Annotated in this window: 25 protein-coding genes; 19 read left to right on the forward strand and 6 right to left on the reverse strand. The window is 44.5% G+C overall.

Annotated elements, in window-relative coordinates; translation table 11 throughout:
* The first annotated feature begins 14 nt into the window (after positions 1-14).
* The 9 genes from rimP (at position 15) to QGN29_RS07260 (ending at position 11,198) form a co-directional block, all read left to right on the forward strand.
* Positions 15-533 (forward strand): ribosome maturation factor RimP, encoded by a 519-nt coding sequence (gene rimP, locus QGN29_RS07220; protein WP_310797179.1) that lies wholly within the window; start codon positions 15-17, stop codon positions 531-533.
* 62 nt (positions 534-595) lie between these two features.
* Positions 596-2,236, forward strand: coding sequence for a transcription termination factor NusA (gene nusA / locus QGN29_RS07225; protein WP_310797180.1), 1,641 nt, complete (start codon positions 596-598; stop codon positions 2,234-2,236).
* Positions 2,237-2,247: 11 nt separating this feature from the next.
* The gene (locus tag QGN29_RS07230) at positions 2,248-2,877 is read left to right on the forward strand and encodes a DUF448 domain-containing protein (RefSeq protein ID WP_310797181.1); all 630 of its coding nucleotides are present in this window, start codon (positions 2,248-2,250) and stop codon (positions 2,875-2,877) included.
* A 33-nt stretch (positions 2,878-2,910) separates the two neighbouring features.
* Positions 2,911-5,523: a translation initiation factor IF-2 gene (gene infB / locus QGN29_RS07235; RefSeq protein ID WP_310797182.1), complete on the forward strand. Its 2,613-nt coding sequence runs from the start codon at positions 2,911-2,913 to the stop codon at positions 5,521-5,523.
* Between the two features lie 32 nt (positions 5,524-5,555).
* On the forward strand, positions 5,556-6,017 hold the full coding sequence (gene rbfA / locus QGN29_RS07240; protein WP_310797183.1) for a 30S ribosome-binding factor RbfA: 462 nt from the start codon (positions 5,556-5,558) through the stop codon (positions 6,015-6,017).
* Between the two features lie 3 nt (positions 6,018-6,020).
* Positions 6,021-6,935 (forward strand): tRNA pseudouridine(55) synthase TruB, encoded by a 915-nt coding sequence (gene truB / locus QGN29_RS07245; protein WP_310797184.1) that lies wholly within the window; start codon positions 6,021-6,023, stop codon positions 6,933-6,935.
* A gap of 22 nt (positions 6,936-6,957) precedes the next feature.
* Complete coding sequence (gene rpsO, locus QGN29_RS07250) at positions 6,958-7,227, forward strand: 30S ribosomal protein S15 (protein ID WP_310797185.1); 270 nt, start codon at positions 6,958-6,960, stop codon at positions 7,225-7,227.
* Between the two features lie 232 nt (positions 7,228-7,459).
* The gene (gene pnp, locus QGN29_RS07255; RefSeq protein ID WP_310797186.1) at positions 7,460-9,643 is read left to right on the forward strand and encodes a polyribonucleotide nucleotidyltransferase; all 2,184 of its coding nucleotides are present in this window, start codon (positions 7,460-7,462) and stop codon (positions 9,641-9,643) included.
* A gap of 163 nt (positions 9,644-9,806) precedes the next feature.
* On the forward strand, positions 9,807-11,198 hold the full coding sequence (locus tag QGN29_RS07260; protein WP_310797187.1) for an NAD(P)H-dependent flavin oxidoreductase: 1,392 nt from the start codon (positions 9,807-9,809) through the stop codon (positions 11,196-11,198).
* Between the two features lie 80 nt (positions 11,199-11,278).
* Here QGN29_RS07260 and QGN29_RS07265 read toward each other — a convergent pair whose 3' ends face one another.
* The 3 genes from QGN29_RS07265 to QGN29_RS07275 are packed head-to-tail and all read right to left on the reverse strand — an operon-like array spanning position 11,279 to position 12,984.
* A complete protein-coding gene (locus QGN29_RS07265; RefSeq protein WP_310797188.1) occupies positions 11,279-11,506 on the reverse strand; it encodes a hypothetical protein in 228 nt (75 codons plus the stop codon).
* Positions 11,507-11,516: 10 nt separating this feature from the next.
* Entirely contained in the window at positions 11,517-12,455 is a 939-nt protein-coding gene (locus QGN29_RS07270) for a GNAT family N-acetyltransferase (RefSeq protein WP_310797189.1), read from the reverse strand.
* 7 nt (positions 12,456-12,462) lie between these two features.
* Positions 12,463-12,984: an SH3 domain-containing protein gene (locus QGN29_RS07275; RefSeq protein WP_310797190.1), complete on the reverse strand. Its 522-nt coding sequence runs from the start codon at positions 12,982-12,984 to the stop codon at positions 12,463-12,465.
* A 200-nt stretch (positions 12,985-13,184) separates the two neighbouring features.
* On the opposite strand from QGN29_RS07275, the gene QGN29_RS07280 reads away from it, so the two are divergent.
* The 3 genes from QGN29_RS07280 (at position 13,185) to QGN29_RS07290 (ending at position 17,388) form a co-directional block, all read left to right on the forward strand.
* Entirely contained in the window at positions 13,185-14,171 is a 987-nt protein-coding gene (locus tag QGN29_RS07280) for a 2-hydroxyacid dehydrogenase (protein ID WP_310797191.1), read from the forward strand.
* A gap of 62 nt (positions 14,172-14,233) precedes the next feature.
* The gene (gene lepA, locus QGN29_RS07285) at positions 14,234-16,039 is read left to right on the forward strand and encodes a translation elongation factor 4 (protein WP_310797192.1); all 1,806 of its coding nucleotides are present in this window, start codon (positions 14,234-14,236) and stop codon (positions 16,037-16,039) included.
* 38 nt (positions 16,040-16,077) lie between these two features.
* Complete coding sequence (locus QGN29_RS07290; RefSeq protein WP_310797193.1) at positions 16,078-17,388, forward strand: hypothetical protein; 1,311 nt, start codon at positions 16,078-16,080, stop codon at positions 17,386-17,388.
* Positions 17,389-17,398: 10 nt separating this feature from the next.
* Here the strand turns inward: QGN29_RS07290 and QGN29_RS07295 are convergent, their stop codons facing one another.
* Positions 17,399-18,124, reverse strand: a complete 726-nt coding sequence (locus QGN29_RS07295) for a PAS domain-containing protein (protein ID WP_310797194.1) — start codon at positions 18,122-18,124, stop codon at positions 17,399-17,401.
* A gap of 359 nt (positions 18,125-18,483) precedes the next feature.
* Here QGN29_RS07295 and QGN29_RS07300 point away from each other — a divergent pair, with 359 nt between their 5' ends.
* Positions 18,484-19,227 carry a hypothetical protein gene (locus QGN29_RS07300; protein WP_310797195.1) on the forward strand — a complete coding sequence of 248 codons (744 nt, stop codon included), beginning with the start codon at positions 18,484-18,486 and terminating at the stop codon, positions 19,225-19,227.
* Positions 19,228-19,257: 30 nt separating this feature from the next.
* Here the strand turns inward: QGN29_RS07300 and QGN29_RS07305 are convergent, their stop codons facing one another.
* Positions 19,258-20,118 carry a methyltransferase domain-containing protein gene (locus QGN29_RS07305; RefSeq protein WP_310797196.1) on the reverse strand — a complete coding sequence of 287 codons (861 nt, stop codon included), beginning with the start codon at positions 20,116-20,118 and terminating at the stop codon, positions 19,258-19,260.
* A gap of 126 nt (positions 20,119-20,244) precedes the next feature.
* Between QGN29_RS07305 and QGN29_RS07310 the strand changes: the two genes are divergently transcribed.
* The 4 genes from QGN29_RS07310 to QGN29_RS07325 all read left to right on the forward strand — a co-directional run bounded on the left by QGN29_RS07310 (position 20,245) and on the right by QGN29_RS07325 (position 22,989).
* On the forward strand, positions 20,245-21,042 hold the full coding sequence (locus tag QGN29_RS07310) for a ComF family protein (protein WP_310797197.1): 798 nt from the start codon (positions 20,245-20,247) through the stop codon (positions 21,040-21,042).
* Between the two features lie 167 nt (positions 21,043-21,209).
* Positions 21,210-21,473 (forward strand): glutaredoxin 3, encoded by a 264-nt coding sequence (gene grxC, locus QGN29_RS07315; protein ID WP_310797198.1) that lies wholly within the window; start codon positions 21,210-21,212, stop codon positions 21,471-21,473.
* Positions 21,474-21,521: 48 nt separating this feature from the next.
* A complete protein-coding gene (locus tag QGN29_RS07320; protein ID WP_310797199.1) occupies positions 21,522-22,358 on the forward strand; it encodes a carbon-nitrogen hydrolase family protein in 837 nt (278 codons plus the stop codon).
* A gap of 13 nt (positions 22,359-22,371) precedes the next feature.
* The gene (locus QGN29_RS07325) at positions 22,372-22,989 is read left to right on the forward strand and encodes a DUF1178 family protein (protein WP_310797200.1); all 618 of its coding nucleotides are present in this window, start codon (positions 22,372-22,374) and stop codon (positions 22,987-22,989) included.
* Here the strand turns inward: QGN29_RS07325 and ubiG are convergent.
* Positions 22,986-23,759 (reverse strand): bifunctional 2-polyprenyl-6-hydroxyphenol methylase/3-demethylubiquinol 3-O-methyltransferase UbiG, encoded by a 774-nt coding sequence (gene ubiG / locus QGN29_RS07330; protein ID WP_310797201.1) that lies wholly within the window; start codon positions 23,757-23,759, stop codon positions 22,986-22,988. The genes QGN29_RS07325 and ubiG overlap by 4 nt on opposite strands.
* A 222-nt stretch (positions 23,760-23,981) precedes the next feature.
* On the opposite strand from ubiG, the gene QGN29_RS07335 reads away from it, so the two are divergent.
* Together QGN29_RS07335 and QGN29_RS07340 are read left to right on the forward strand one after the other, a co-directional pair.
* Complete coding sequence (locus QGN29_RS07335) at positions 23,982-25,217, forward strand: aspartate kinase (protein WP_310797202.1); 1,236 nt, start codon at positions 23,982-23,984, stop codon at positions 25,215-25,217.
* A 25-nt stretch (positions 25,218-25,242) separates the two neighbouring features.
* A complete protein-coding gene (locus QGN29_RS07340) occupies positions 25,243-26,247 on the forward strand; it encodes an NAD(P)H-dependent flavin oxidoreductase (RefSeq protein ID WP_310797203.1) in 1,005 nt (334 codons plus the stop codon).
* Positions 26,248-26,261: the final 14 nt, after the last annotated feature.

The raw sequence follows: 26,261 nt of genomic DNA on the forward strand, positions 1-26,261 counted from the left end.
AGAAAGGCAATGGCGTGAGCGATCCAGCCATAACAGTAACCGAGATTATCGAAACTGCCGTTAAAGAATTAGGCTTTGAATTGGTGCGTGTCACATATGGTGGCGGCAGAAAGCCTACTCTACAGATTATGGCAGAACGCGAAGACGGCACAATGTCAGTTGATGATTGTGCCAAGCTATCACGGGAAGTTTCAGCCATTCTTGATGTGGAAGACCCTCTGGATGGAGAGTATCTTCTTGAGGTGAGTTCGCCTGGTATCGATCGACCTTTAACGCGCCCGAAAGATTTTTCGCGCTGGGTAGGGTTCGATGCAAAAGTAGAGTTGTTAGAGGCTGTGGATGGTCGACGTCGGTTTAGAGGGAAAATCCTCTCAGCTGATGATGTGATTACAACGCTTGAAGTAGCCGATCTAAAAGAGATAGTAGAAATTTCCTATGGCGAGATTTCTAAAGCAAAACTAATTCTTACCGACGAACTGATTGATGCAGTTCAAAACGGTCTGGTTGGTCCTGGGGGGCGAAGCGACATATAGTCACTTCTTCATACGGACTTATAAGTGCAGGGTGAAAAGCTGTACGCAACAATGGAGTAAATATGATGGCTACTGCTGTCAGTGCAAACCGCTTAGAATTACTACAGATCGCAGATGCTGTAGCACGTGAGAAATCAATTGATCGGGATATCGTTCTTGAGGCGATGGAAGAGGCTATTCAAAAAGCTGCACGTTCGCGCTATGGCGTTGAAAATGAAATTCGTGCTCAGATTGATAAGAAGACTGGTGATATTCGCTTGTTCCGTGTCATCCAAGTTGTGGAAGAAGTTGAAGAGCCTGCAACGCAGATTTCACTCGAAGAGGCTCGCTTAGACAAGGAAGATGCTGAGATTGGCGACTTCTTGGCGTCACCATTGCCGCCAATGGATTTTGGACGAATTGCAGCGCAAACAGCGAAGCAAGTGATTGTACAAAAAGTCCGTGATGCAGAGCGAGAGCGTCAGTACAATGAATTCAAAGACAAGGTCGGTGAGGTTATTACGGGCGTTGTGAAGCGGGTTGAGTACGGTAATGTGATTGTTGATCTAGGCCGTGCAGAAGCTGTAATGCGTCGTGATCAAGTGATCCCGCGTGAGCATATTAGAAATAACGAACGCATCCGCGGCATCATCTATGATGTGCGCCGCGAAAATCGCGGCCCACAAATTTTCATGAGCCGCACAAAGCCTGACTATATGGCAGCCCTTTTTGCTCAAGAAGTACCTGAGATTTATGACAATGTGATTGAAATTCTTTCTGTTGCTCGTGATCCAGGCTCGCGTGCAAAAATAGCTGTGAATGCAAATGATGCATCTATTGATCCTGTGGGAGCCTGTGTGGGGATGCGTGGATCTCGTGTTCAGGCCGTTGTTAACGAGCTTCAAGGTGAGAAGATTGATATCATTCAGTGGAATCCAGATGTTGCGTCCTTTATTGTGAACGCACTAGCGCCTGCTATCGTGACCAAAGTGGTAATGGATGAAGAGCGGAACCGTGTAGAAGTGGTTGTGCCTGACGACAATCTATCTCTTGCGATTGGTCGTCGCGGTCAGAATGTGCGTCTTGCATCGCAGCTTACGGGCTGGACAATCGATATCATGACAGAGGCTCAAGAATCTGAGCGTCGTCAAGAAGAGTTTATGGCTATGTCTAATCGCTTCATTGAAGCTTTGGATGTTGATGATACATTGGCGCATCTACTTGTTGCTGAAGGCTTCACCGAAGTTGAGGAAGTTGCTTACGTTGCAGCGGAAGAGCTCTTGGGTGTTGAAGGCTTTGAAGAAGAGCTAGTCTCTGAGCTTCAGCGCCGGGCTACGGATTACCTTGAGCGCGCAAACCGTGAAGCTGACGATAAGCGTCGCGAGCTTGGTGTCTCTGACGAGTTATTGGATGTAGAAGGATTAAATCCTCGCATGCTGGTGGCCTTGGGTGAAGAAGAGGTGAAAACTCTTGAGGATTTTGCTTACTGTGCCGCTGATGAGCTCACAAGTAAGGAAGATGGAATTCTCCGCAGCTTTAGTCTCAGTGAAGAAGATGCGAGTCAGATGATTATGTCTGCTCGTATGGCTTTGGGCTGGTTGGATGAAGCTGACCTTGCTGAAGGTGATGCCACTAAAGAAGGTGGTGATGCTGAAGGCGAAGAGGCTGTCGAGGCTGAAACTGCGACGGAAGAGGCTGCTGAAGAGGCTGTCTCGAAAGAGTAGGAAGTTAGTTAGTGAAAGAGAAACGGGATAAATCCCCAGAGAGAAAGTGTATCTTATCTGGGGACGTGATGGACAAGGATTTAATGATCCGATTTGTTCTGTCTCCTGAAAATCTTTTAACGCCTGACCTTGCGGCAAAACTCCCAGGAAGAGGGGTTTGGATAAAGACAGATCGCTCCCTCATCGAGGAAGCGATTGACAAAAAAACAATACTAAAGGCGGTTGCACGGTCCCTAAAGACCCAAGTAACCCCCCAGATGCTTCCAGAGGCACTGCTCGTTCTTTTGGAAAATCTTCTTAAAAAGAGGGTGCTGGATCGTCTTGGTATAGAACAAAGGGCGGGTCATGTTGTGACAGGCTTTGATAAAATCAAAGCAGCGCTCGGTAAGAAAAGTAAGCCAGTTTATCTGTTTCAGGCAAATGATGCAGGAGAAGATGGGCGGAAAAAGATTAAGTTCAGTGTGCAAGGGTACACTGATACGCCAGTAGCAGAGTGTGATATATTTACACGTGACGATTTGTCCTCTGCGCTGGGAAGAGATAATGCAGTGCATGTTCTTTTGCTAAAAGGGGCAGCACTTGGTAAACTAGAAGCGGATTTGAGCCGTTTGAATGGAATCGCAGGATTGGTGGAAGAGTAACGACCCCGCTTGCTGAAGGAAAAAGAGTATACTATGAGTGACGATAAGAAGCTGACATTAACACCAAAATTAGGTGTCGGAAAAGGCGTTGAAACTGGCCAAGTCCGTCAGAGCTTTAGTCATGGTCGCAGTAAGGCGGTTGTGGTAGAACGGAAAAAGAAACGCGTTCTTAAAAATGCGCCGGGTACAACGGCTCCAGCGGGAGAGAGTAAATCCTCTGGTCAGTCTAAGCCTGCAGGGTTTCAGCCTAAAAAGCGATCAAATCCAGGAGGGCTTTCCGATACAGAGATGGAAAAGCGTGCACTGGTTTTAGAGCAAGCTAAAAAGGATGCCGAGCGCAAGGCTGAAGAGGCGAAGAAGCAGGCTGCTCTTGATGCAGAGCGTAAAAAGCTTGAAGAGGCCGAAGCCGCAAAGCGCAGCGTAGAAGAACAAGCTGAGCGGAAAGCCGCTGAAGCTGCTCAGAAGAAAGCTGAAGAAGAAGCGCGTGTTAAAGCTGAGAAAGAATCGGCAAAGCGCACTGAGGCTGAAGCTGCTGCACGCGAAAAAGAAGAAGATGAAGCGAAGAAAAAGTCAGAGCTTGAAGCGCGCGCTGTGCAACTTAGAAAAGCCTCTGAAGCGCGTAAGGCTGATATGAGTGCCGCTGCCACTGCTACAGAAGGCGATGAAAAACGCCGTGGTAAGCAAAAGAGAACCAAAGACAAACGTAAAACTGAAGAAAACCGTCGTGGAGCTGGTCGTGGAAATAATGACCGTCGCGGAGGAAAACTTACAATTGCGAAAGCAACTTCTGGTGATGAGGGCGGTCGTCAACGCTCAATTGCGGCGATGAAACGGGCGCAAGCAAAAGCAAAACGCCAGCAAGGGGATCAACAAGAAGCTAAGAAACAGAGCCGTGAAATTACAATTCCTGAAGTGATTACAGTTCAAGAATTGGCAAACCGAATGGCTGAAAAAGGCGTTGCCTTAGTTAAAGTCCTTATGGGTATGGGTGTTATGGCCACTATTAATGAGGTTCTTGATCAAGATACTGCCCAATTGGTGGTTGAAGAATTTGGCCATAAGCCAAAACGTGTTCTTGATTCTGATGTTGAGATTGGTATCTCTGGGGCTGAAGATGATGAAACAGATCTAGCATCTCGTGCACCAGTTGTCACAGTGATGGGTCACGTTGATCATGGTAAAACATCCCTCTTGGATGCTCTTCGTAAGGCGAATGTTGTGTCAGGTGAAGCTGGTGGTATTACTCAGCATATTGGTGCCTATCAAGTCGAAGTTTCGGGTCAGAAAATTACTTTCTTAGATACACCAGGTCACGCAGCCTTTACGGAAATGCGTGCACGCGGTGCATCTGTTACAGATATTTGTATTGTCGTTGTTGCAGCAGATGACGGCGTTATGCCTCAAACAAAAGAAGCAATTGCACATGCAAAAGCTGCGGGTGTTCCTTTGATTATCGCCATCAATAAAATGGATCGCGAGGGCGCTAACCCTGATCGTGTGAGACAAGAGCTTCTTCAGGAAGAAGTTGTCGTAGAAAGCTTCTCTGGGGATGTTCAGGAAGTTGAAATTTCAGCCCTAACAGGTTTGGGCCTAGATAATTTGAAAGAACAAATTCTTTTACAAGCTGAACTTCTGGAGTTGAAAGCAAACCCAAGTCGTGCTGCAAACGGTGTGGTTGTTGAAGCCAAGTTGGATAAAGGTCGTGGTTCTGTAACAACCACTCTTATTCAAAAAGGGACAGTGAAAATTGGTGATATCTTTGTTGCTGGTGCTGAATGGGGCCGCGTGAGAGCGTTGGTCAACGATAAAGGACAGCAAGTGAAAGAAGCTGGACCGTCTGTGCCTGTTGAGGTTCTCGGTGCTGGTGGCGTTCCTTCTGCAGGAGATGACTTTGCTGTTGTTTCTAACGAGGCAAGAGCCCGTGAGATTGTTGATTATCGTCAAGAGCAGATCAAAAAGAAAAGAGCCTTGGCAGCTGCCGGTCCAAAAACAATGGAAGCAATGTTTACTCAGCTTAAAGAATCTGGAGAAACACAATCTTTCCAAGTGGTCTTGAAGGCAGATGTTCAAGGGTCAGTTGAAGCAATTACAGCGGCTCTTGAAAAAGCAGGGAATGACGACATTGCTTGTCGTGTCCTACACGGGGCTGTCGGTGGTATTACTGAATCTGACATTACTTTGGCGAATGCTTCAGATGCTATGGTTATAGGCTTTAATGTGCGTCCGAATAAGCAAGCCCGTGAAAGTGCGGAAAGTTTAGGAACTGCTATGAAGTTCTATAGCGTCATTTATGATTTGATCGATGATGTGAAGGCGGCAATGGCTGGCCAACTTGGTCCAGAATTTAAAGAGAATGTAATTGGCTCTGCTGAAATTCTAGATGTCTTTACGGCCGGCAAAAAAGGCAAGGCTGCAGGGTGTCGTGTTCTTGAAGGTAATATTAGGAACGACCTTAAGGCGCGCATTCTTCGGGACGGCGTCATTGTCTATGAAGGTCAAATTGAAAACCTTCGTCGTTTCAAAGACGATGTTAAGAAGGTTGAAAGTGGCCAAGAGTGTGGTCTTACTTTTGAGGACTTCCATGAGATGCGTGCTGGCGATGAACTGCAAGTTTATGAGCTGGAAGAAGTTGAAAGAAAGCTATAATTTAGCTTTCTGATTGTTCTAAGGACAAAATCATGAGAAATGAGCGTGAAAGAAAAGGGGGAGGCGGGCTCCGCCTTTTAAGAGTGGGGGAAAATATCCGTCACAGCCTTTCTTCTTTTCTAAGCCGGGGTGATGTATCCGTTGAGAGTTTATCCTCTGCTTCTATCACTGTCTCTGAAGTGCGTGTTAGCCCTGATCTTAGAAATGCGACGATTTTCTACATGCCACTAGGGGGGCGTGACTTAGAAGCTGTTGCTACAGGATTGAAAGAGGCGGCGCCAGAGATGCGTAAACATCTCTCAAAAACGGTTCATATGAAATATATCCCAAATTTGAAATTCAAATTGGATGAAAGCTTTGATGAGGCTTCCCACATTGATGGATTGCTGCGCAATCCAAAAGTTCAAAGGGACCTAAAGTCATCAGATCTTTCTGAAAACGGAGGGTCTCCTGAAAGTACAGATTCTCCTGAGATTTCAGGTTCTGGCGAGTAGTTCATGGGAAGAAAGCGCAAGGGTGAAAAGCTCGACGGTTGGATTATTATCGATAAAGCGCTGAACCTATCCAGTAGCCAGGTCGTTGGAAAAGTTCGCTGGTTAACCAAAGCTCAAAAAGCCGGACATGCAGGGACGTTAGACCCGCTTGCAACAGGTGTGCTGCCCATCGGACTTGGGGAAGCAACAAAAACGATGCCCTTCATCGTTGATGCCTCAAAAACATATGAGTTTAAAATGAAGTGGGGATCTTCCACCACGACCGATGATCTTGAGGGCGAGGTTGTTGATGTCAGCGATGTCTTTCCTTCAAAAGCCGAGCTAGAAGCTCAGTTGCCTATTTTTACAGGTCTTATAAGTCAGACACCTCCCATCTATAGTGCAATTAAAGTAGATGGCAAAAGAGCCTATGATCTAGCACGGGCAGGGGAAGAGGTCGTCCTCAAAAGCCGTCTGGTTCAAATCGATTCGATACAAATCCTTTGTCATGATAGTGATTCGCTTGAAACACACCTGCGTGTTGAATGCGGAAAAGGAACATATATAAGGTCACTTGCGCGGGATATTGCTGAGAAATGCAGCTCTAGAGCGCATGTTTCTTATTTGCGGCGAACACGTGTGGGCCCTTTTCAGGAAAAAGATGCGATTTCGCTGGAAAAACTAGAAGAATTAAGCCATAGTGCGCCGGCTCAGAGCCTTCTGCTCTCGCTTATGACTGCACTGGACGACATCCCGGTGGTAGCCGTAAGTGGAAGTGAAGCGGAAGATTTATCTTTTGGTCGTCAGATCAAAGGAGAATTGCTTCAAGGTGCTGAGAGCGTGCAGGGCACAGTGATTTTGGTTTTTGATAACCGTCCAGTAGCAATTGCTGAGACAATCGAAACCGGGTTTCAGCCTCTGCGTGTCTTCAATATGTAACGTTTTTAAAAAGGAGAAGACGATGTCGATTACTGCTGAGCGTAAAGCTGAAGTTATTAAAGAGTATGCTGTAAAAGAAGGTGACACAGGATCACCAGAAGTACAGGTTGCTATTCTGACAGATCGTATTGTTACACTGACAGATCACTTCAAGTCTCACAAAAAAGATAACCACTCTCGTCGTGGTCTTCTGAAAATGGTTAACTCGCGCCGTAGCTTGCTTGATTATTTGAAGAAAAAAGACGAAGCACGTTACCAGAGCCTTATTAAGCGTCTGGGTCTACGTAAGTAATCTAAGATAGGGTTGGTCTCATACCAGCCCTATTTTTTTAAGGGGAGTGGTCATGTCTCAGACACTCTATTGCCCCTAATTTTGTAAATCACGGCAAGGGCCGTGTTTTATTGATTCAGCAGGATGACGATCCGGTCGCCTGTGTAGTTTTGAAATGGTGTATTGTCATGGGGACAATGCAAGAAGTCGAAGAGTAGAGAAACTTTTATTTCGCGACTTCGGAAGGTTAAATATGTTTAATATTACAAGAGAAGAAATTCAATGGGGTGATAGCACCCTTGTTTTAGAAACTGGCCACGTTGCGCGCCAGGCAACCGGTGCTGTAATGGCATCTATGGGTGAGACCACAGTCCTTTGTACTGTTGTTGGTGCTCGCTCTCCAAAACCAGGTCAGGACTTTTTCCCTCTGACCGTTAACTATCAAGAAAAATTCTATGCTGCGGGTAAAATTCCTGGCGGCTATTTCAAGCGTGAAGGACGTCCGACTGAAGCAGAGACACTGATCTGCCGTTTGATTGACCGTCCTATCCGCCCTCTTTTTCCAGAAGGTTTCAAAAACGAAGTTCAGGTGATCTGTACGGTCGTTTCTTATGACGGTGAAAACCAACCTGATGTTGTTGCTATGGTCGGCGCTTCTGCAGCCCTAACAATTTCGGGAATTCCATTCATGGGCCCAATCGGTTGTGCGCGGGTTGGATATAAAGATGGTGAATATATTCTTAACCCAAGTAAGGAAGCACTAGAAGATAGTGAGCTTGATCTTGTTGTTTCTGGAACACATGACGCCGTTCTTATGGTTGAATCAGAAGCGAATGAGCTTTCTGAAGATGTGATGCTAGGTGCAGTGGTTTATGGCCATGACCAGCAGCAAGCTGTCATCAATGGGATCATTAATCTTGCAGAAAAATGTGCCAAAGAACCTTGGGATCTTGCTGAGGCGCCAGAGTGGAAAGAAGAAAAAGCTGAGATTGCTAAAATCGGTGAAGCTGGCCTTCGTGATGCCTATGCTACTGTTGATAAAGTAGACCGTGTGGCTAAGATTTCTGCTGTTAAAGCCGATGTTGCCGCTGCCTTTGAAGCCCGTATCGCAGATGAGAACAGCCCAATGACAGGCGTGATCATGGGCGACTTGGTTAAGAAGCTTGAGAAAGATATTGTACGCGGTGATATCATTAAAACTGGTAAGCGTATTGATGGTCGTAAACTTGACGATGTGCGTGACATTGAAGCACAAGCTGGTGTCCTTCCTCGTGCCCATGGTTCTGCCTTGTTTACACGGGGTGAAACACAGGGTCTTGTTGTCGCGACACTTGGAACTTCCGATGACGTTCAATATGTTGATAGTTTAGATGGCACTAATAAAAATGGTTTCATGCTTCACTATAACTTCCCTCCTTACTCTGTAGGTGAGTGTGGTCGTCTTGGTGGCGCAGGCCGTCGCGAAATTGGCCATGGTAAATTGGCATGGCGTGCTGTTCATGCAGTAATGCCTGAAGATGATAGCTTCCCTTATACAATTCGCCTTGTTTCTGAAATCACAGAATCTAATGGGTCTTCTTCGATGGCATCTGTATGTGGTGCCTCCCTCGCTATGATGGATGCCGGTGTTCCAATTAAACGCCCTGTCTCTGGTATTGCAATGGGTCTGATCAAAGAAGGCGATGATTTTGCTGTTCTTTCTGATATCCTAGGTGACGAAGATCATCTTGGTGATATGGACTTTAAAGTTGCGGGCACCGAAAAGGGCCTGACAGCACTTCAGATGGATATTAAGATTACAGGTATTACACGAGAAATTATGGAAGTTGCTCTGGAGCAAGCTGGCCGTGGTCGCGGGTATATCCTTGATGAAATGAGCAAGGGCCTTTCCGGTACACGTACTGAAATGTCTGCTCATGCTCCTCGTATCGAAACCATGAAAATTCCTGTGGACAAAATTCGTGAAGTGATTGGTACTGGCGGTAAAGTGATCCGTGAAATCGTTGAGCAAACTGGTGCTAAAGTGAGCATTGAAGACGATGGTACAATCAACATTGCTTCTTCAAATGCTGAAGAAATTGATGCAGCTAAAGCTTGGATTACAGGCATTGTTGCTGAACCAGAAGTGGGCGTTATCTACAAAGGTAAAGTAGTTCGCTTGATGGATTTTGGTGCCTTTGTGAACTTCATGGGGTCTAAAGATGGTCTTGTGCACATCTCTGAGCTTAAAGAAGAGCGCGTAGAGAATGTGACAGACGTTGTCAAAGAAGGCGACGAAGTTTACGTCAAGTGTCTTGAAATTGATCCTCGCGGAAAAGTACGTCTTTCTATGCGTGTGGTTGACCAAGAAACTGGTGAAACTGATCCGAATGCAGCGCCTCCAAAAGAAGCGCCTAAAGGTGGTGGAAAACGCGGTCCGCGTCGTCCACGTGACTAAAAAGTTCGAAGAGCGGGGTGAGGCTTCAGCCCGCTCTTCACTTTAATATGTACTAGTAATTCTTAGGTGTTTTTTCTCTATTGATAACAGGTGAAACTGTTGCAAATCCTAAGAAATCGGGTTTATACATACAATGTATAATGGACCCATAAGGGAAGTGTAAATGTCAATTATTGATCCGATCCGCTTAGGCGGTAAAGAAGTCTATCCTCTTATCGAAGGTGGTAAAGGTGTCTCAATTTCTACTGGAGCGAGTTCTGGTGCTTGGGCTGCAGCCGGCGGCATAGGAACTATTTCTGCCGTTATCGCAGATTGTTATGATGAGAATGGTGAAGTTATACCACACGAATATAAAGGCCGCACACGCAGAGAGCGCCATGATGAGATGGTGCAATATTCGATTGATGGGACCATTGATCAAATTCGTAAAGCTTGGGAAATTTCCAAGGGTGAAGGCCTCATCAATATCAATATGTTATGGGAACTTGGTGGTGCTCAAAGAGCGCTTCATGGCATTTTAGAAAAAACTAAAGACATGGTGCACGGTGTTACATGCGGCGCCGGAATGCCTTTTAAACTTGGCGAGTTAGCGGCAAGTTATGGCGTGCATTATTACCCAATTATTTCTTCGGGTCGGGCATTTAAACTGCTGTGGATGCGTGCCTTTAAAAAATACGGCGACTTGCTTGGCGGCGTTGTGTATGAAGACCCATGGCGCGCTGGCGGTCATAATGGCTTGTCAAATGCAGAAGATCCCGAAGCGCCAGGTGATCCATATCCACGGGTGGTAGAGCTCAGAAAAATTATGGATAAATTTGGCCTACAGAATGTCCCCATTATTATGGCAGGCGGTGTATGGAAGCTTGATGAATGGAAGGATTGGATTAATAATCCTGAAGTTGGCAAGATTTCTTTCCAGTTTGGTACGCGACCTCTTCTAACAAAAGAAAGCCCTATTTCTGATAAATGGAAAGATCTTCTGCGTACCTTAAAAGAGGGCGATGTGTTGTTGCAAAATTTCTCTCCTACAGGCTTTTTCTCAAGTGCTGTGAAAAACAGTTTCCTTGGGGAACTTGTGGAGCGTGCTCAGCGTCAAATTTCTTTCGCGAAATCACAGTGTGAAGAACATAATTCTTTGCTTGAAGTCGCGCGCAAGAAATTCTGGGTTAAAGGCGATGATAAAGCCGATGCCGAAAAATGGATTGCTGCTGGACACGATACAGCGATGAAAACACCTGATGACACACTCATTTTTGTAGGTGATGAGAAATCTGCTGAAATTCGAAAAGATCAAGCGGATTGTGTTGGATGTCTCAGTCAGTGCCGCTTTTCAAGCTGGGCAGATAACGAGAAGAATTCCACAGGACGTCTTGCTGATCCTCGCTCTTTCTGTATTCAGAAAACGCTTGACGATATTGCCCACGATGGCTCGGTTGATCATAACCTTGCCTTTGCCGGACATAATGCTTTCCGCTTTGCAACGGATCCTTTTTATTCGAACGGGTATACACCGTCAGTGAAGGAATTGTTCGATCGCATTAAAGAAGGCTTATAGGATTAAACCTATCAATGATTTGAGCGGCCCGATTTTGAGGCCGCTCTTTTTTTGTCCTCTATCTTTTTGCTAAGATCTATTTACCTACGTCTCTTTTTTTTGCCTTTTGTCTTTTTTTCACCGCCCAGATCAATGCGGTTTAAAGGATATGTCACAAGCATGAGCAAAAGCCATACTCCAATAATCACAGAAAGCAATTCTCTTTGAGTGAGAGTGAAGACAAAAGCATGAATACCAACAGCTGTGGCAAATGCGATAACAAAGGATAGAATATATCTTAAAAAGCGTCTTTTTTGACCATTTGCCATAGTTACTTTCCTACAATTTTTTGCTCATATAGGTTACATCATCTTCCGGGTTTTCATTATAGGGATCACATTCCTTAAAGCCGAGAGACTGATAGAGCCTTACGGCAGGAGCAAGGCGCTTGAGACTGTCCAGGCGCATTGTATGATACCCGTAATTTTTTGCCCTGTTCATAATACAAATACTTAAAGCTTTTCCAATACCCGATTTTTGTACATTTGGTTTAACCCACAATCTCTTCATCTCACAAATGGTAGGATCATGATCAAGGAGGGCCACAGCCCCGACCGGTTTTTTGTTTTGATAAGCAAGCAGTAAACAGCGGTATTTTGATGGAAAGGTTGCCATTTCCTCTGAAAAGCCCTGAAATTCTAGAGAAAGACCCGTTTGACTTTCAAGCCAGAGAGCATAATCCCTGAAAAACCCTTTCACGAGTGCAATTTCTCCAGCTGTTTCTACAGGGCTAATGTTAACAGGCGTTGGTGAATCGTTTTCATATTCCATATACACATTTGCTCGTTCGAAGTGGCTGTCGAACGGGAAGGGTTTATGATGAAACCCATGCTTTTCATAAAGATAGATTGCTGCCCGTAAAATGTCATTGCTCTCAAGATAGAGAGTGCGGCCTTTTAATTCATGAAAGCGTTTTATCACATGCTTGATCATAAGAGCACCAGCCCCTAATCCTTGTGCGGCAGGTGTAACGCCCATCTTAGAGAGCTCATAGAGGCCATTTCCTTGGTGCTTAAGAGAGATTGCGCCAACGATAGACTGCTGATCGAGTTGGGCAAAATAAATCTCTCCACCCTTATCGAGAATATGCTGTTCAGGATCATTTAAGACAGTTTCATCAACTTCTTCAACACGAAAAAATTGAGTGAGCCATTCTAAATTGATCTGGGCAAAATCATTTCTATAGTCTGATGTGTAAGGGATAATTTCTATACGCATAACAAACCTAATCAATGACTTCGTTTGGATAGACGCCGTACAAAGTCGAAGTTTTGGCCCATGCTTTTACATTGTCAATCTCAAGACGGCACCAAGAAGTGGCACATGAGAGGATGCGACCGATAACGCCCTTATCGGCAATTATAGCTTTTTCGCTGCCTAGTATGGGTTCTTTGGTCAAGCTATGCCCATCTTTAGTGATCAATACTGTTCTTCTCCCTGACAAGACCTGTGTATGCATCCACCCAACGGTTCCGTCTAAGTCGCGAACTTTTCTCCATGGTCCATACTCGTCAATCACTTCGAGCGGGTAATATTTACGATGATAGACCCATTTGATTGGATAGTCCGTGCTAGGGCCCGTTCTCATATTGGCCACATTATGGGCTATGGAGACGAATCGAGGAAGAGGGTATCCAGAAGCGCCTCTTTCTTGTGCGTGACTTGGATTAGAAGCAATAAACAGACTGAAAAATGTAAAAATGACAGCGATATTTATTTGGAAGCAATTTTTTAAAGAAAAATCCATTTTATCCTCTTTATCCAGGGCTTGGGCGTGCAACAATGTTTGCACCATCAAGCACGATCTGCTAGAGACATCTAAACCAGTGGCTTAGAATGATCTTCTGTGAATAAGCATGTTATCATTGCGAATAAGGAAGAGAACATCAAGCCTTTTAATAGGATAATCGATAGGAATTTTTTCGGAATTCCTGAGGGTATGAGTAGATGAATTCTTCACTTCAAAGACCAAAAGTTATTGTAACAAGAAGACTGCCTGATGTTGTTGAAACGCGCATGGCGGAACTTTTTGATGTGACTTTGAATTTAACGGATACACCCTATACTCGAGAGCAGTTGATTGAGGCCGTTCAGACTGCGGATGTTCTAGTTCCGACAGTTACGGATAAAATCGATAGGCAGGTTATTGAGGCGGCAGGGCCGCAGCTTAAACTCATTGCTAATTTTGGGGCTGGTACCAATCATATTGATATGAAAGCAATTGGCGAAAAGAAAATTCCTGTGACGAATACTCCAGGGGTTTTGACAAATGATACGGCTGACTTGGCCCTATCGCTGCTGCTTGCTGTCCCGCGACGCATTCTTGAGGGTGAAAAAATCCTCCGTGAAGGCAAGTGGACAGGCTGGACTCCAACCTTTTTGATGGGCCAAAGATTACAAGGCAAGCGCCTGGGTATTGTGGGCATGGGGCGCATCGGGCAGGCAGTCGCGAAACGTGCCAAGGCATTTGATATCGCTGTTCATTATCATAATAGAAGCCGCCTCCCTCAGGAAATTGAAGCAGATTTAGAGGCTACATTCTGGGCAGATCTAGATCAAATGATTGGACGTATGGATTTCATCTCCATTAACTGTCCTCTCACGGAAGAGACACATCACCTTTTCAATCGTGAACGTCTCAAGAAGCTACAATCTCATGCGATTTTGATTAATACGGCACGCGGAGAGATTATTGATGAAGAAGCTCTTGCAGACATGCTTGAAATGAAGCGTATCGCAGGGGCAGGCCTTGATGTTTTTGAGCAAGAACCTGAGATCAACCCTAAGCTTTTGGAATTAGATAATGTTGTGCTCTTGCCGCATATGGGTAGTGCTACGATAGAAGGACGACAGGCAATGGGCGACAAAGTCTTGATCAACATCCAGAGCTTTATGGATGGGCATCGTTCTCCTGATCGTGTGATCCCTGAATAAATTGATTAAATAACCAATAAGAAAGTCAGGCGCGACACGTGCCTGTGACCGAGTATAAAAGAATGACAGAGTTAAAGAACATTCGTAACTTTTCGATCGTGGCTCATATTGACCATGGTAAATCCACCCTTGCGGATCGGTTGATTCAGTTTACAGGGGCACTTTCAGATCGCGAAATGACAAACCAAGTGCTTGATAATATGGATATTGAGCGCGAGCGTGGAATTACAATTAAAGCTCAGACTGTTCGCCTTGAATATAAAGGAAAAGACGGTGAAAACTACGTGATGAACCTGATGGACACCCCAGGCCACGTTGATTTTGCATATGAAGTTTCCCGCTGTCTCTCTGCTTGCGAAGGCTCTTTGCTAGTGGTTGATGCATCGCAAGGAGTTGAGGCTCAGACCTTGGCAAACGTCTATCAAGCGATTGAAAATGATCATGATATTGTTCCTGTCTTGAATAAGATTGACCTGCCCGCAGCAGAACCTGATCGCGTGCGTCAGCAAATCGAAGATGTCATTGGTATTGACGCAACAGAAGCCGTTGAAGCGTCTGCTAAATCTGGTATTGGTATTGAAGATGTGCTGGATGCAATTGTAGAGCGCTTGCCGGCGCCGGCACTTGGTGATCCTGATGCGCCGCTCAAAGCGATGTTGGTGGATAGCTGGTATGATAGTTATTTGGGCGTCATGGTTCTAGTTCGTGTGATTGATGGAAAGATCAAAAAGGGACAAACCGTCAAAATGATGGCTGCAGGCTCTGAACACAAAGTGGATCGTGTGGGCGTTTTCACACCTAATACTGAGACTGTTAAAGAGCTTGGTCCTGGTGAAGTCGGCTTTATCACAGCATCCATTAAAGAAGTTGCAGATACCCATGTAGGGGATACCATTACGGAATCAAAACGAGAATGCGATCAGGCTCTACCAGGTTTCCAACCAAGTCGTTCTGTTGTCTTTTGCGGCCTCTTTCCTGCGGATAGTAGCGAGTTTGAACGCCTTCGGGATGCCCTTGCAAAGTTACGGTTGAATGATGCTTCCTTTGAATTTGAGGCTGAAAGTTCGATGGCACTTGGCTATGGGTATCGTTGCGGCTTTCTCGGCATGCTCCATTTGGAAATCATTCAAGAGCGTCTATACCGTGAATTTGATCTAGAGTTGATCACGACAAGCCCTAGCGTTATCTATAGAATGCATATGAAGAATGGAGATGTCCTAGAACTTCATAACCCTGCTGATATGCCGGATGTTGTGAAAATTGACCTCATTGAGGAGCCATGGATTGAAGCAACAATTCTTGTGCCAGATGATTATTTAGGGGCAGTTCTCAAGCTCTGTGAAGACAAAAGGGGTATTCAGCAAGACCTATCTTATGCCGGATCACGTGCAATGCTAAAGTATAAATTGCCTTTGAATGAAGTTGTTTATGACTTTTATGATAAGTTAAAGTCTGTGTCGCGCGGTTATGCCTCTTTTGATTACGAGATGGCTGGCTATGACCAGTCAGATCTGGTGAAAATGTCAATTCTAGTAAATGCAGAACCGGTTGACGCGCTTTCAATGTTGGTTCACCGAAGTGCTGCTGAGAGCCGGGGACGTGCTCTGTGTGATCGTCTGAAAGATTTAATTCCCCGTCAGCTCTTTAAAATTCCAATTCAAGCAGCTATTGGCGGTAAAGTTATTGCCCGAGAAACAATCTCTGCTATGCGAAAAGATGTTACAGCTAAATGTTACGGCGGGGATATCACGCGGAAGAAGAAACTGCTAGAAAAACAGAAAAAAGGGAAAGCAAAAATGCGGACATACGGCAAAGTTGAAATTCCGCATTCAGCCTTTATTGATGCCTTGAAAATGAAAGATACATAATATCTTTGTGAGCTGTCTCTGACGAAGGAGAATTCCCCATGACTGATCAACAGGCTTTGAGCCCAGAGCAGCTTGTGCAGGCCGCCAAAGCAGGTGATGTTGATGCCATGTATCAAGTTGCTTCAATTCTTGGTGCCGAAGGGCATAAGGAACAATCTGTAACATGGTTAAAAAAGGCTGCAGGAAATGGGCATGGTGATGCGCGGTTTACACTGGCAAATTTTTACTTAAAAGGGATTAACCTCGAGCGCAATGTTGCCCAAGCCATTACGATCTTAGAAGCTGGCGTCAAGAGTTGGCACATGCCTTCTGTACAGCTATATACAGCCTTGGTTGCTCAAGGAGCTGGAACCGAGCGAAGTTGGACCAAAGCAGTTGATCTCTTGTTGTTGAGTGCTGTGCGAGGCCATAGTCCGGCTATGGTTGAGTTGGCTTTCTTATTGATTCTAGCTCAGGCCCAAACAGATCTAGCCACAGAATTAATGAGAGCCGCCGCTTGCCGGAAAAACCTTCATGCGGGGCTGTATATTGCCTCAACGCTCTCTGAAGATTCAGAAAAGGATGATCACGATATTGCTGCCTACTGGGTCGGGCGTGCTCTGGAGTTGGGTCACCCAAATGCCGAGAAATATAAGACACTCGCTGGTGCTGTAAAAGAACCAACAATGGACCAAGCGCCGCTACCAGCGTTTGACCCTGATATTGTCAAGACAAGCCTGCATAAGTTAACGGTCTGGACTCCAAAAGATGCCAAAACAATTATGGATCGACCGAACGTTAAAAAAATTGAGGCAGCAATCCCTCTTTCTATCTGTGCGTATATCAAAGCGTTGAGTGCACCAAGGCTTCAAGCAGCTACAGAATATGATATGGATAGCGGCGAATGGGTCGCCCATAGTCAGTGCAAAGGCTTCGTTGCATCCTATTGGCAAGAAGATCATAATATGGTGACTTTTGCCGTGGCAGATCGATTGGCCAAAGCAGCCGGAGCAGACCATCAGTTTGCTGAACAGTTTAATGTGTTGGCTTTCGAGGAAGAGGGTCAATATCTCCCCCGGATTGATTTTGTGGACCCTGATTTACCCGGTAGCAGCGAAAACCTTACACGGGCGGGACAATGTTCCCATACTGTAGAACTAATTCTACAAACGGCTGATGAAGGTGGGGAGCCAATCTATGGCCCTACAGCAGATTCTATTGACACAGCAGATGGTGATATTTTAATTTTAAGAAACCTTCTGTCTGATCAGGAGCCCGATGATCAAGCGATGAGTGCAATTCTCCCCGTTAAAAAAGGCCAGAAATGGTCAGCTCTCAGACTAATAAGAGAGAAAAAGCAAGACTTTTAAAGTGTTGTAATTATGCAAAGAGATGGGTGTCTTCAAAAGCTACAGCTGCGGGGGTTGATGTTGGGAGTTCTTCCGATATTTCTTCGGCTAGATCAGTGAAGTGATCAAAATTGATGGTCTCCACATTTAAATTCTTTGCTTCAAATGTAAGCTTGCTTCTTCGGGACATCATAGATGTCTTGAAATTGTCATAAAAATTCAAGTAACTCAAATTCAGCCATTTATCATTTGCGAGTTTTGTCGTGTTCTGCATTTCTAATCCAGAGGAGGAGGGTCTTGGATAGACGGAAAGACAAAGAAGTAAATTGCCGCCCAAAGAACGTGGATGCGACATCGGCAAACAGAGTTTCAACATGGGATAGCTTGAAGTATTTCCTATGAAGTGTTTTACAGAAATTTTGATCAGCCCGCAGCCCTGAATAATGGCCTGTGCGTAAATTTCATTCAAACATTCAGCTTCGCTCAGATCGTCATACAGGTCTGACATATAGGTGTTCGTTAAAGATCGCCCATATATTTTTTCGATCTCAGAACCGCAAAGTCTGAAGAAGATCCCACCAGCTTTATCCATCTCAAGAATTGAAGTGTGAGCTAATAGCTCTTTTAAAGACATAGGTGAAAAATTCAGATAGGGGGGGATAATATAGTGATCAGGATTGCTGTTCCATCCACGGATGAAATTCAGGAGATGTTGAGCAATATGTTGATTGCCCAAAAATACTTCAGATACTTGCATTGATTATCCCTAAATAATCACTTTTATTTCAACACTAGCTTATTCTATCACGAATACTTATAATCACTAACTTTTTGTAATGATAAGTTCGTGAATATTTATATGGATTCGATCCCTTTTTTATTCATCAATAATATTACATATGATTACTTTGCCAAAGTTTTTTTGACTTGAATTTCGCTTTTATTCTAAATTGCAGAGAAACTTGCAACTTTTAGGGCTTTACGATTATGATAAAGAGCGGCATTGTATTATTTGCGTTTGCTTAATTTGAATGGAAAAATGTTAGTGTTATGAAGCTACGTATAACGATGAGTCTCTTGGTGTTTCTATCTTTCTTTTTCATAAAGAAGGATGTTGTGGCACAAAATTCAGAACCAACAGCTCAAGAGATTGCTCTGAGTGTTTATACTTCGATCAGACAGGATGATCGTCCAGAGACAATCGCCATACAACTTGTCCAAGCAATTAAGCATTTTCGTTATAATTGCCCGCGGATCAATGAGTATCAGCTCTATCATCAACAGCCGAATATGGCTGTCTTGAAAGTGAGCTGTCTTGCGGCTCCTGTTTATGGAATTTCAGTTGCCTCAAATGGGTATATTTCTGTTTACGGCGGAAATGGAATGCTAGCCCCCGTCAAACGTGAAGATGGTCGCATCTACGCTTTCAAAGCAGATGGTTCTTTAGAGCCAGAAGTAACACCTGCCTTGCGTCATTATTTAGATCAGGGACTCGAGAAGGTTAGAATGGGGGATGACAACAATACTTTTTATATGTCAGTGGCCATCAGTATTCTAGGTTTTGTAGCCCTGGCTAGCAGCTTTATGTGGATCAGAAGTTGGCGTCGCATGAGTCAGGCTAAGGCTTATAATTCAACGATACCTTCTGCCATTAAAGATGAGTTACTTGAAGAAAGTACGATGATTAGAGAAAAGATCTTTAAACATCCAACGGGCATCTATATTGCTCAAGGTCGTCGCGGGAAAAGACGTCTCTTCCACTCTTTCCTCCCAGCCTGGCTCTATAAGAAATTCTCGATAAAGTTTCGAGAGATGGCAAATTTACCTAGACCGGATGATTTGGAAGAAGAAGACTATTAGCGGATTGATCTTGTAGTCTTTGGCGATCCCTTAAAATTTCTTCTCTTGGCTATTTAAAGCGTCAGCCAAACTCATTTTAGCACTGCCCGGCTTTAAGGGTTGCTGTTGACTTTCATGGGGTGCCCATCCAGTGAGATAGATGATTTGGAAAGTAGCTGGAATACGGCCATTAGGTAAACGATATCTTTCAAGGTATATTTCTGCAGCACGCATCAATATTCTTGGCGGTGTCGCGCCTTTTCTACGCTCTAGAATGGCATTACTTTCCCCCATGCCTTTCAAGTCTTGCATTAATTTTAAGGGGTTTTCATATTCAATAGTTATTGTATCTAGATCTGTGACAGGAAGAGCAAAGCCTGCTCGTTGTAATAAACTGCCCGCATCACGTACATCCACAAAAGGAGAAACCCGCGGGCTCACCCCTCCTGAAATTTCAGTTTCAGCCCGCAAAAGGCAATCCCTTAATTCTTTTAAACTTTCACCTCCAATAAGACTGGCGAGAAAGAGGCCATCTGGTTTTAATACTCTATTCATTTGAACAAGAGCGCCAGGCAAGTCATTAACCCAGTGGAGCAGCATATGGCTAACAAATAAATCATATCCCTTTTCATCAAGGTCTAAGAATTCTTCGTCCAGTGAAAGGACTAAGTCAGTGTCGATGGCTACTCGATCTGCGCGGGTCAGATTGGAATGGTTTCGAAGGCAAGGAAGAAGGCCCCCGAGAAGGCCCATTTGTAGGGGCGTTTCAAAGTCACGTTTGACTTCTTCAACGCGCTCAGAAAGTCTGTCGGCCACTTCACGGTGTAGAAAATCGAATTGATCCTGTTGCTGAAGTGCTTTCACACGCCGAGCTTTCAAGAGATCGCGGTCAAAAATAGTCATTTTATTCATGGATATTTGTCTATCCACATGAAGGCTTTATGGCAAGAAAAACATACAGACAATAGAAGGATTTCTTATGTTCAGTGTTTTGGGGTACGAGGGAAAAGCACTTTATAGTCCGAGTAAAGGACATGAATGCGAAACTTGATACAGACATTCCAGACAATATCAAAAGACTTTTTGGTCATGGTAGTTGATTATCTTCTACCGCCGCGATGTGGTCTCTGTTCGCAAAAGGTCATGACAGCAGGAAATATTTGTGGGGCGTGTTTTCAACAACTCTCTATGATCTCTAAGCCCTGCTGCTATTCTTGTTCCTTGCCCTTTGATGTACCAACGCCTGAAAGGTCGTCATGTGGGCAATGCCTTCAGACCCAGCCAGAATATGACCGCGCTTTTTCAGCTGTCGTTTATGGAGGCGCTGCCAAAAGATTAGTGCTTCAATTAAAACATGGTCAACAATATGCAGCCTCAAGCGTCATGATCAAACAGATGGTCTCTGTTGTTTTAAGTTCAGGCCTCTGTCTTCAATGCCACGAGACCACATTCGTCGTGCCTGTTCCTTTACATTGGAGTCGATTGGCGAAAAGAAAGTTTAACCAATCGGCCTTGTTGGCGCAAGGCATCGCGAAGGCATTAAAGTATCACTATCGCCCGGCCCTACTGCAAAGAAAAAAGGCGACGCAATCTCAGGGTGGCTTAGGGAAAGAGGATCGAAATAAGAATGTGAGAGGGGCTTTTACAGTCAATAAAAATTGGTCCTTTGATTCGGTTGCGAATGCGAGGGTTTTCCTAATAGATGATGTTTATACCACGGGGGCAACGGTTCAAGAATGTGCACGAGAATTAAAAAAATATGGGGTAAAAAAAGTTTATGTGGTGACTTATGCCCGGGTGGTTAAAGGGTGGATGTTTTCAGAATTATCCTTTTGAACATAATAAGTTACACGAAAGGTTTTGCTTGTGAAAAGTGTTTGAGACGTTAAATTGTGGGTAATACAATTAATTTAGGTACAAAATTTAAGTGTAAGTTTACACTCTGTTAAGCTGTAGCCAGTATAAAAATACATGGGTATCGAGTTAAGAGTAAGGGTAATAAAATGAAAGATGTTCTTATATATAGTTCAAGCCTCTGTCCGTATTGCTATCGCGCAAAGGCATTATTGAACTCGAAAAATGTCCCGTATAAAGAAATTAATGTGGATATGAATCCGACTGCGCGAGCAGAAATGCGATCAAAAGCAAGTGGTCGTAATACGGTCCCTCAGATATTTATTGGGGGTGAGCATATTGGTGGGTGTGACGATTTATATTCCCTTGAGAGTCAAGGTGATCTGACACCCATGTTGGCGATTGCAAGTTAATAGATTACTTTCTTATCTTTTCATTCACAGAGCAGTGAGTTTCAGGTAATGTCAGTTATGACTAAAATCGGTGTCGTACAATTTAATTCATCAATTGTGCCGGAAGATAATCTTTCGGCACTTTTTTCGTATGCACAAGAAGGTGTAAATCAAGGTGCAGATTTAATCGTCACTCCCGAGTGTACCAATATTCTTGATATGAATCGTCAGCGCATCTTGTCTAACACGACCTATGAAGAGCAGGATTTTTTTCTGAAGGCCTGTCAAGAATTTTGCAACACAAACAGTGTAAGTCTTTTGTTGGGGTCTCTGATTGTGAAAGTTCAAGAAGATCGGCTTGCAAATCGATCAATTTTGATAAACAAGCAGGGGCAGATTGTAGGACGCTACGATAAAATTCATTTATTCGATGTTGATTTGCCCGATGGAGAAAGTTACCGAGAAAGTGCTCTGTATGAAGCAGGGAATAGGGTTGTTTCTGCACGCCTGGATGGCCTTCATCTAGGTATGACAATTTGCTATGACTTGCGGTTTCCTTATCTTTACCGGGCTTTGGCTGATGAAGGTGTCGCGGTTATTTTTGTGCCTGCGGCTTTCACTGTGCCTACCGGCAAAGCACATTGGCATAGTTTGCTTCGGGCTCGAGCCATCGAAAATGGCTGTTATATCATAGCTCCAGCTCAAAGTGGGATGCACCAAACTGGCCGAGCAACATACGGTCATTCTCTTGTTGTTGATCCTTGGGGAGAGGTCCTCCTTGATGCAGGAGGAACGATAGATGAGGAGGCTACGGGAGTTTATATGGTTGATGTTGATTCATATCTTGTTGATAAAATACGGTCAAAAATTCCCTCCCTTCAGCACACTCGCTCCCTAGAAATTTAAAGAAGTTTAACTGATGATCGTCTTTGATTTAAAATGTAAAAACTCCCATCAATTCGAAGTTTGGTTTCGATCTTCTCAAGATTTTGATGGTCAAAGGCACTCTGGCTTTTTAGAATGCCCTTATTGCGGTGATAAAGACATATCAAAAGCAATTATGGCACCAAATATTGCAGTTAAATCTAATCAAAAAGATGATGCATATTCTGAAAAGTATTCGGAAGTTTCTAGCGCAAATGAGGTGAGCAGCGGGATTGGAAAGTCCGAGACTTTGACTGAAAGATCTCAGAAAAGGTCTTCTGCTGCAGGCAATGATACAGCCCGTGATAAGGCTCGGGATGCAACTGAGTCTAAGATATCGACTGAGGGTCGCTCAGCTGGTTTATTGGGCAAGGATATGCCTCAAGAAATGCAAGAGGCTTTTCAAGAGGCAGTCAAGGCTGTCAGCGACCATGTTGAAAAAACATTCGATCATGTTGGGAAAGAGTTTGCTGAGGAAGCTCGAAAGATACATTACGGGGAAAGCCAGAAACGACCAATTTACGGCGAAGCGACCCCTCAAGAGGCGGAAGATTTATTAGAAGAAGGTGTTGATATTCTTCCTCTACCTCTCTCGCCAAAACAGGATAGTTAAGGAATTGTTACAGAGACGGCATAATTAACGGCTGTATCTGTCTCGTCCAAGCGCCATTTGCCTTTCAGCATGTTATAACAGAATCCTGTGGCTCGGCTTGATAAAAAACCAGCGTCAGATAAATAATGTTGAAGCTCGTCTGGCGTGATGAATTTATTCCAATCATGGGCACCCACTGGCAGCCACCGCATAATATATTCTGCTCCAATCTTTGCAAAAAGCATGGACTTAGCTGTTCGACTAATGGTTGACACAAGCATAATACCTTCGGGTTTGAGTAGTTTTTTGCATGAAGTGAGATAAGCCTGCACATCAGCAACATGTTCTATGACTTCCATATTGATGATAATATCGAATTTTTCTCCGGCTTCTGCGAGGGCTTCGGAGGTTGTGTTGACATAGGTGATATCAAGGTCTGTCTGATGTGCATGTGCGAGAGCAGTTTTCACATTCTTTTCTGAGGCATCAACACCTGTGACAGTTGCACCAAGTCGGCACATGGGTTCTGAAATTAGCCCGCCGCCGCAGCCAATATCGAGAACAGTAAGCCCCTTAAGTGGTTGTAAGCCCTGGGGATCGAGGGAGAAATGGGCTTCACATTGTTGCCTGATATAGGTTAGCCGGGTCGGATTTAGTTGATGCAAAGGCTTAAAGGGACCTTTCGGATCCCACCAGGTATCGGCAATTTTTGCAAAAAAGGCGACTTCATCTGGATCAACGGTCTGTCCAGTGGCGATGCTATTGTCAGTGTGCTGTGTTGTATCTTTCATAAAATACCCTTTATTCCATCATACAATCTTCATGATCATCAACGAAACATAATTTCAATTTAAGTTTATCATTACGTTTAAGTCTTGCTTAAAGCAGTAGTTTTCCTTATGGAGTAGCCTGATCTGCTTCAGATATCATATGACATCTATATGTGCTGTGGAGAGTTCTGGGTCAAGTCCAAGTTTTAAGTGACCCAAGTAGAAATAGAAGGACCCTGATTTATGGCTAGGATAGTCAAAAAATTTGGCGGAACGTCAGTCGGCGATGTGGATAGAATTCGCAACGTCGCGAAACGTGTTAAAAAAGCAGTGGATGAAGGTCACGAAGTCGCGGTTGTCGTTTCCGCAATGAGCGGTACAACTAACAATCTTGTAGGCTTTTGTCGTGAAGCTGCCCCTCTTCATGATGCAAGGGAATATGATACGGTTGTCGCTGCAGGTGAACAGATTACAATTGGATTGCTATCGATTTGCCTTCAGGAAATGGGAGTGCCCGCGCGTTCCTTCCTTGGCTGGCAAGTGCCAATTAAAACGAATGACACGCACGGTGCCGCACGGATTGAAGAGATTGAACCAGAAAATATTGAGGCATGTTTTAAGGAAGGGCGGGTCGCTGTACTGGCTGGATTCCAAGGGGTCAGCTCTGATGGGCGCATCACGACACTTGGACGCGGAGGAAGTGACACATCGGCTGTGGCCGTGGCTGCGGCATTAAAGGCTGATCGCTGCGATATTTATACGGATGTTGACGGTGTCTATACGACAGATCCGCGCATTGTGCCTCGGGCGCGCAAATTAGACAAAGTGACTTACGAAGAAATGCTGGAAATGGCTTCGCAGGGCGCTAAGGTATTGCAAACACGCTCCGTTGCGCTTGCAATGAAACATGGAGTGAGAACACAAGTCCTATCGTCGTTTGAAGACAAGCCAGGGACTTTGATTGTTGGTGAGGATGAGATTGTGGAACAAGAAATAGTGAGTGGCATCGCGTTTACAGACGGTGAAGCTAAAATTGATTTACGTGGCATGAAAGACGTGCCAGGTATGGTATCGAGACTGTTTAGGCCTTTGGCAGATGCGCATGTGAATATCGATATGATTGTCCAAACGGCAGCTTCAAGAAAAGGTGAAACTGACATTACATTCACCATTCATGAAGATGACCTGCCCCGCTCTCAAAAGATGTTGGATGACTTGGAACTTGGAGTGCGTCGTATTGATTACGACACAAATGTTGTGAAAATCTCCTTGATCGGTGTAGGGATTAGAACACATTCTGGTGTGGCGCAGCGCATGTTTGATATCCTGTCGGAAAAGGGTATTAATATTCAGGTAATCTCAACTTCTGAGATTAAGATTAGTGTCCTTATTGACGCAGCCTATAAAGAACTTGCTTTGCGGTCACTCCATACTGAATTTGGACTAGACGCTTTTGAAGATAAAGTTTTTGACGTATAAGGTCGAAAGATAAAGGGGAAGCGGTATGACTTCTAATGTAGATAAATTGAACAGCCTCTGGGCACGTGGCACAGAATTACTCGGAACAGAATACGCAATTCTTGGCGGGGCAATGTCATGGGTTTCTGACAGACATTTGGTCTCAGCAATTTCCAATGCTGGTGGCTTTGGCGTGATCGCCTGTGGCGGTATGACACCTGACCTGTTAAAGGCCGAAATCGAAGCAACTGCTGAGATGACAGATAAGCCATTTGGGGTCAATCTTATTACTCTTCATCCTGACCTAGACGCTTTGATTGACATCTGTAAAGAGTTGAAGGTCACCCATGTTGTCCTTGCAGGGGGATTGCCAACAGGGCCTTCAATCGAGAAAATCAAATCCTTTGGAGCGAAACTCATGTGTTTTGCGCCAACAGCTGTAATTGCAAAAAAACTTGTTCGCAGCGGCGTTGATGCAATTATCATTGAGGGCAGCGAAGCTGGCGGTCACATTGGACCTGTTTCAACATCGGTGCTTGCTCAAGAAATTTTACCTGTAGTGGATAAAGTGCCTGTCTTTATTGCGGGCGGGATAGGCCGCGGTGAAGCGATTTCCTCTTATCTTGAGATGGGTGCTAGTGGCGCTCAACTGGGCACACGGTTTGTTGTTGCAGAAGAATGTCAAGCTCATGAGAATTTCAAGAAAGCTTTTATTCGAGCTTCAGCAAGGGATAGTGTTGCTTCAGTCCAAATTGATCAGCGTTTCCCTGTGATTCCAGTTCGTGCCCTAAAGAATGCTGCCACAGAAGATTTCATGAAAACGCAGCAAGAAGTGATTAATCGTTACCACGACGGAGGTATAGCGTTGGATGACGGTCAGATGGAAATTGAAAAATACTGGGCAGGGGCTTTAAAGCAAGCTGTTATTGATGGCGATGTCGAGCATGGATCTGTCATGGCGGGCCAAAGTGTTGGTATGGTCAAAAAGGTTCAGCCAATGCAAGAAATCATGGATGAGCTCGTCGAGCAAGCCCGAGACTATCTCGCATAATCAAATATTTTTTG

Origin of the sequence: Temperatibacter marinus (assembly GCF_031598375.1) — a bacterium.
GTDB classification, from domain to species: Bacteria; Pseudomonadota; Alphaproteobacteria; order Sphingomonadales; family Kordiimonadaceae; genus Temperatibacter; species Temperatibacter marinus.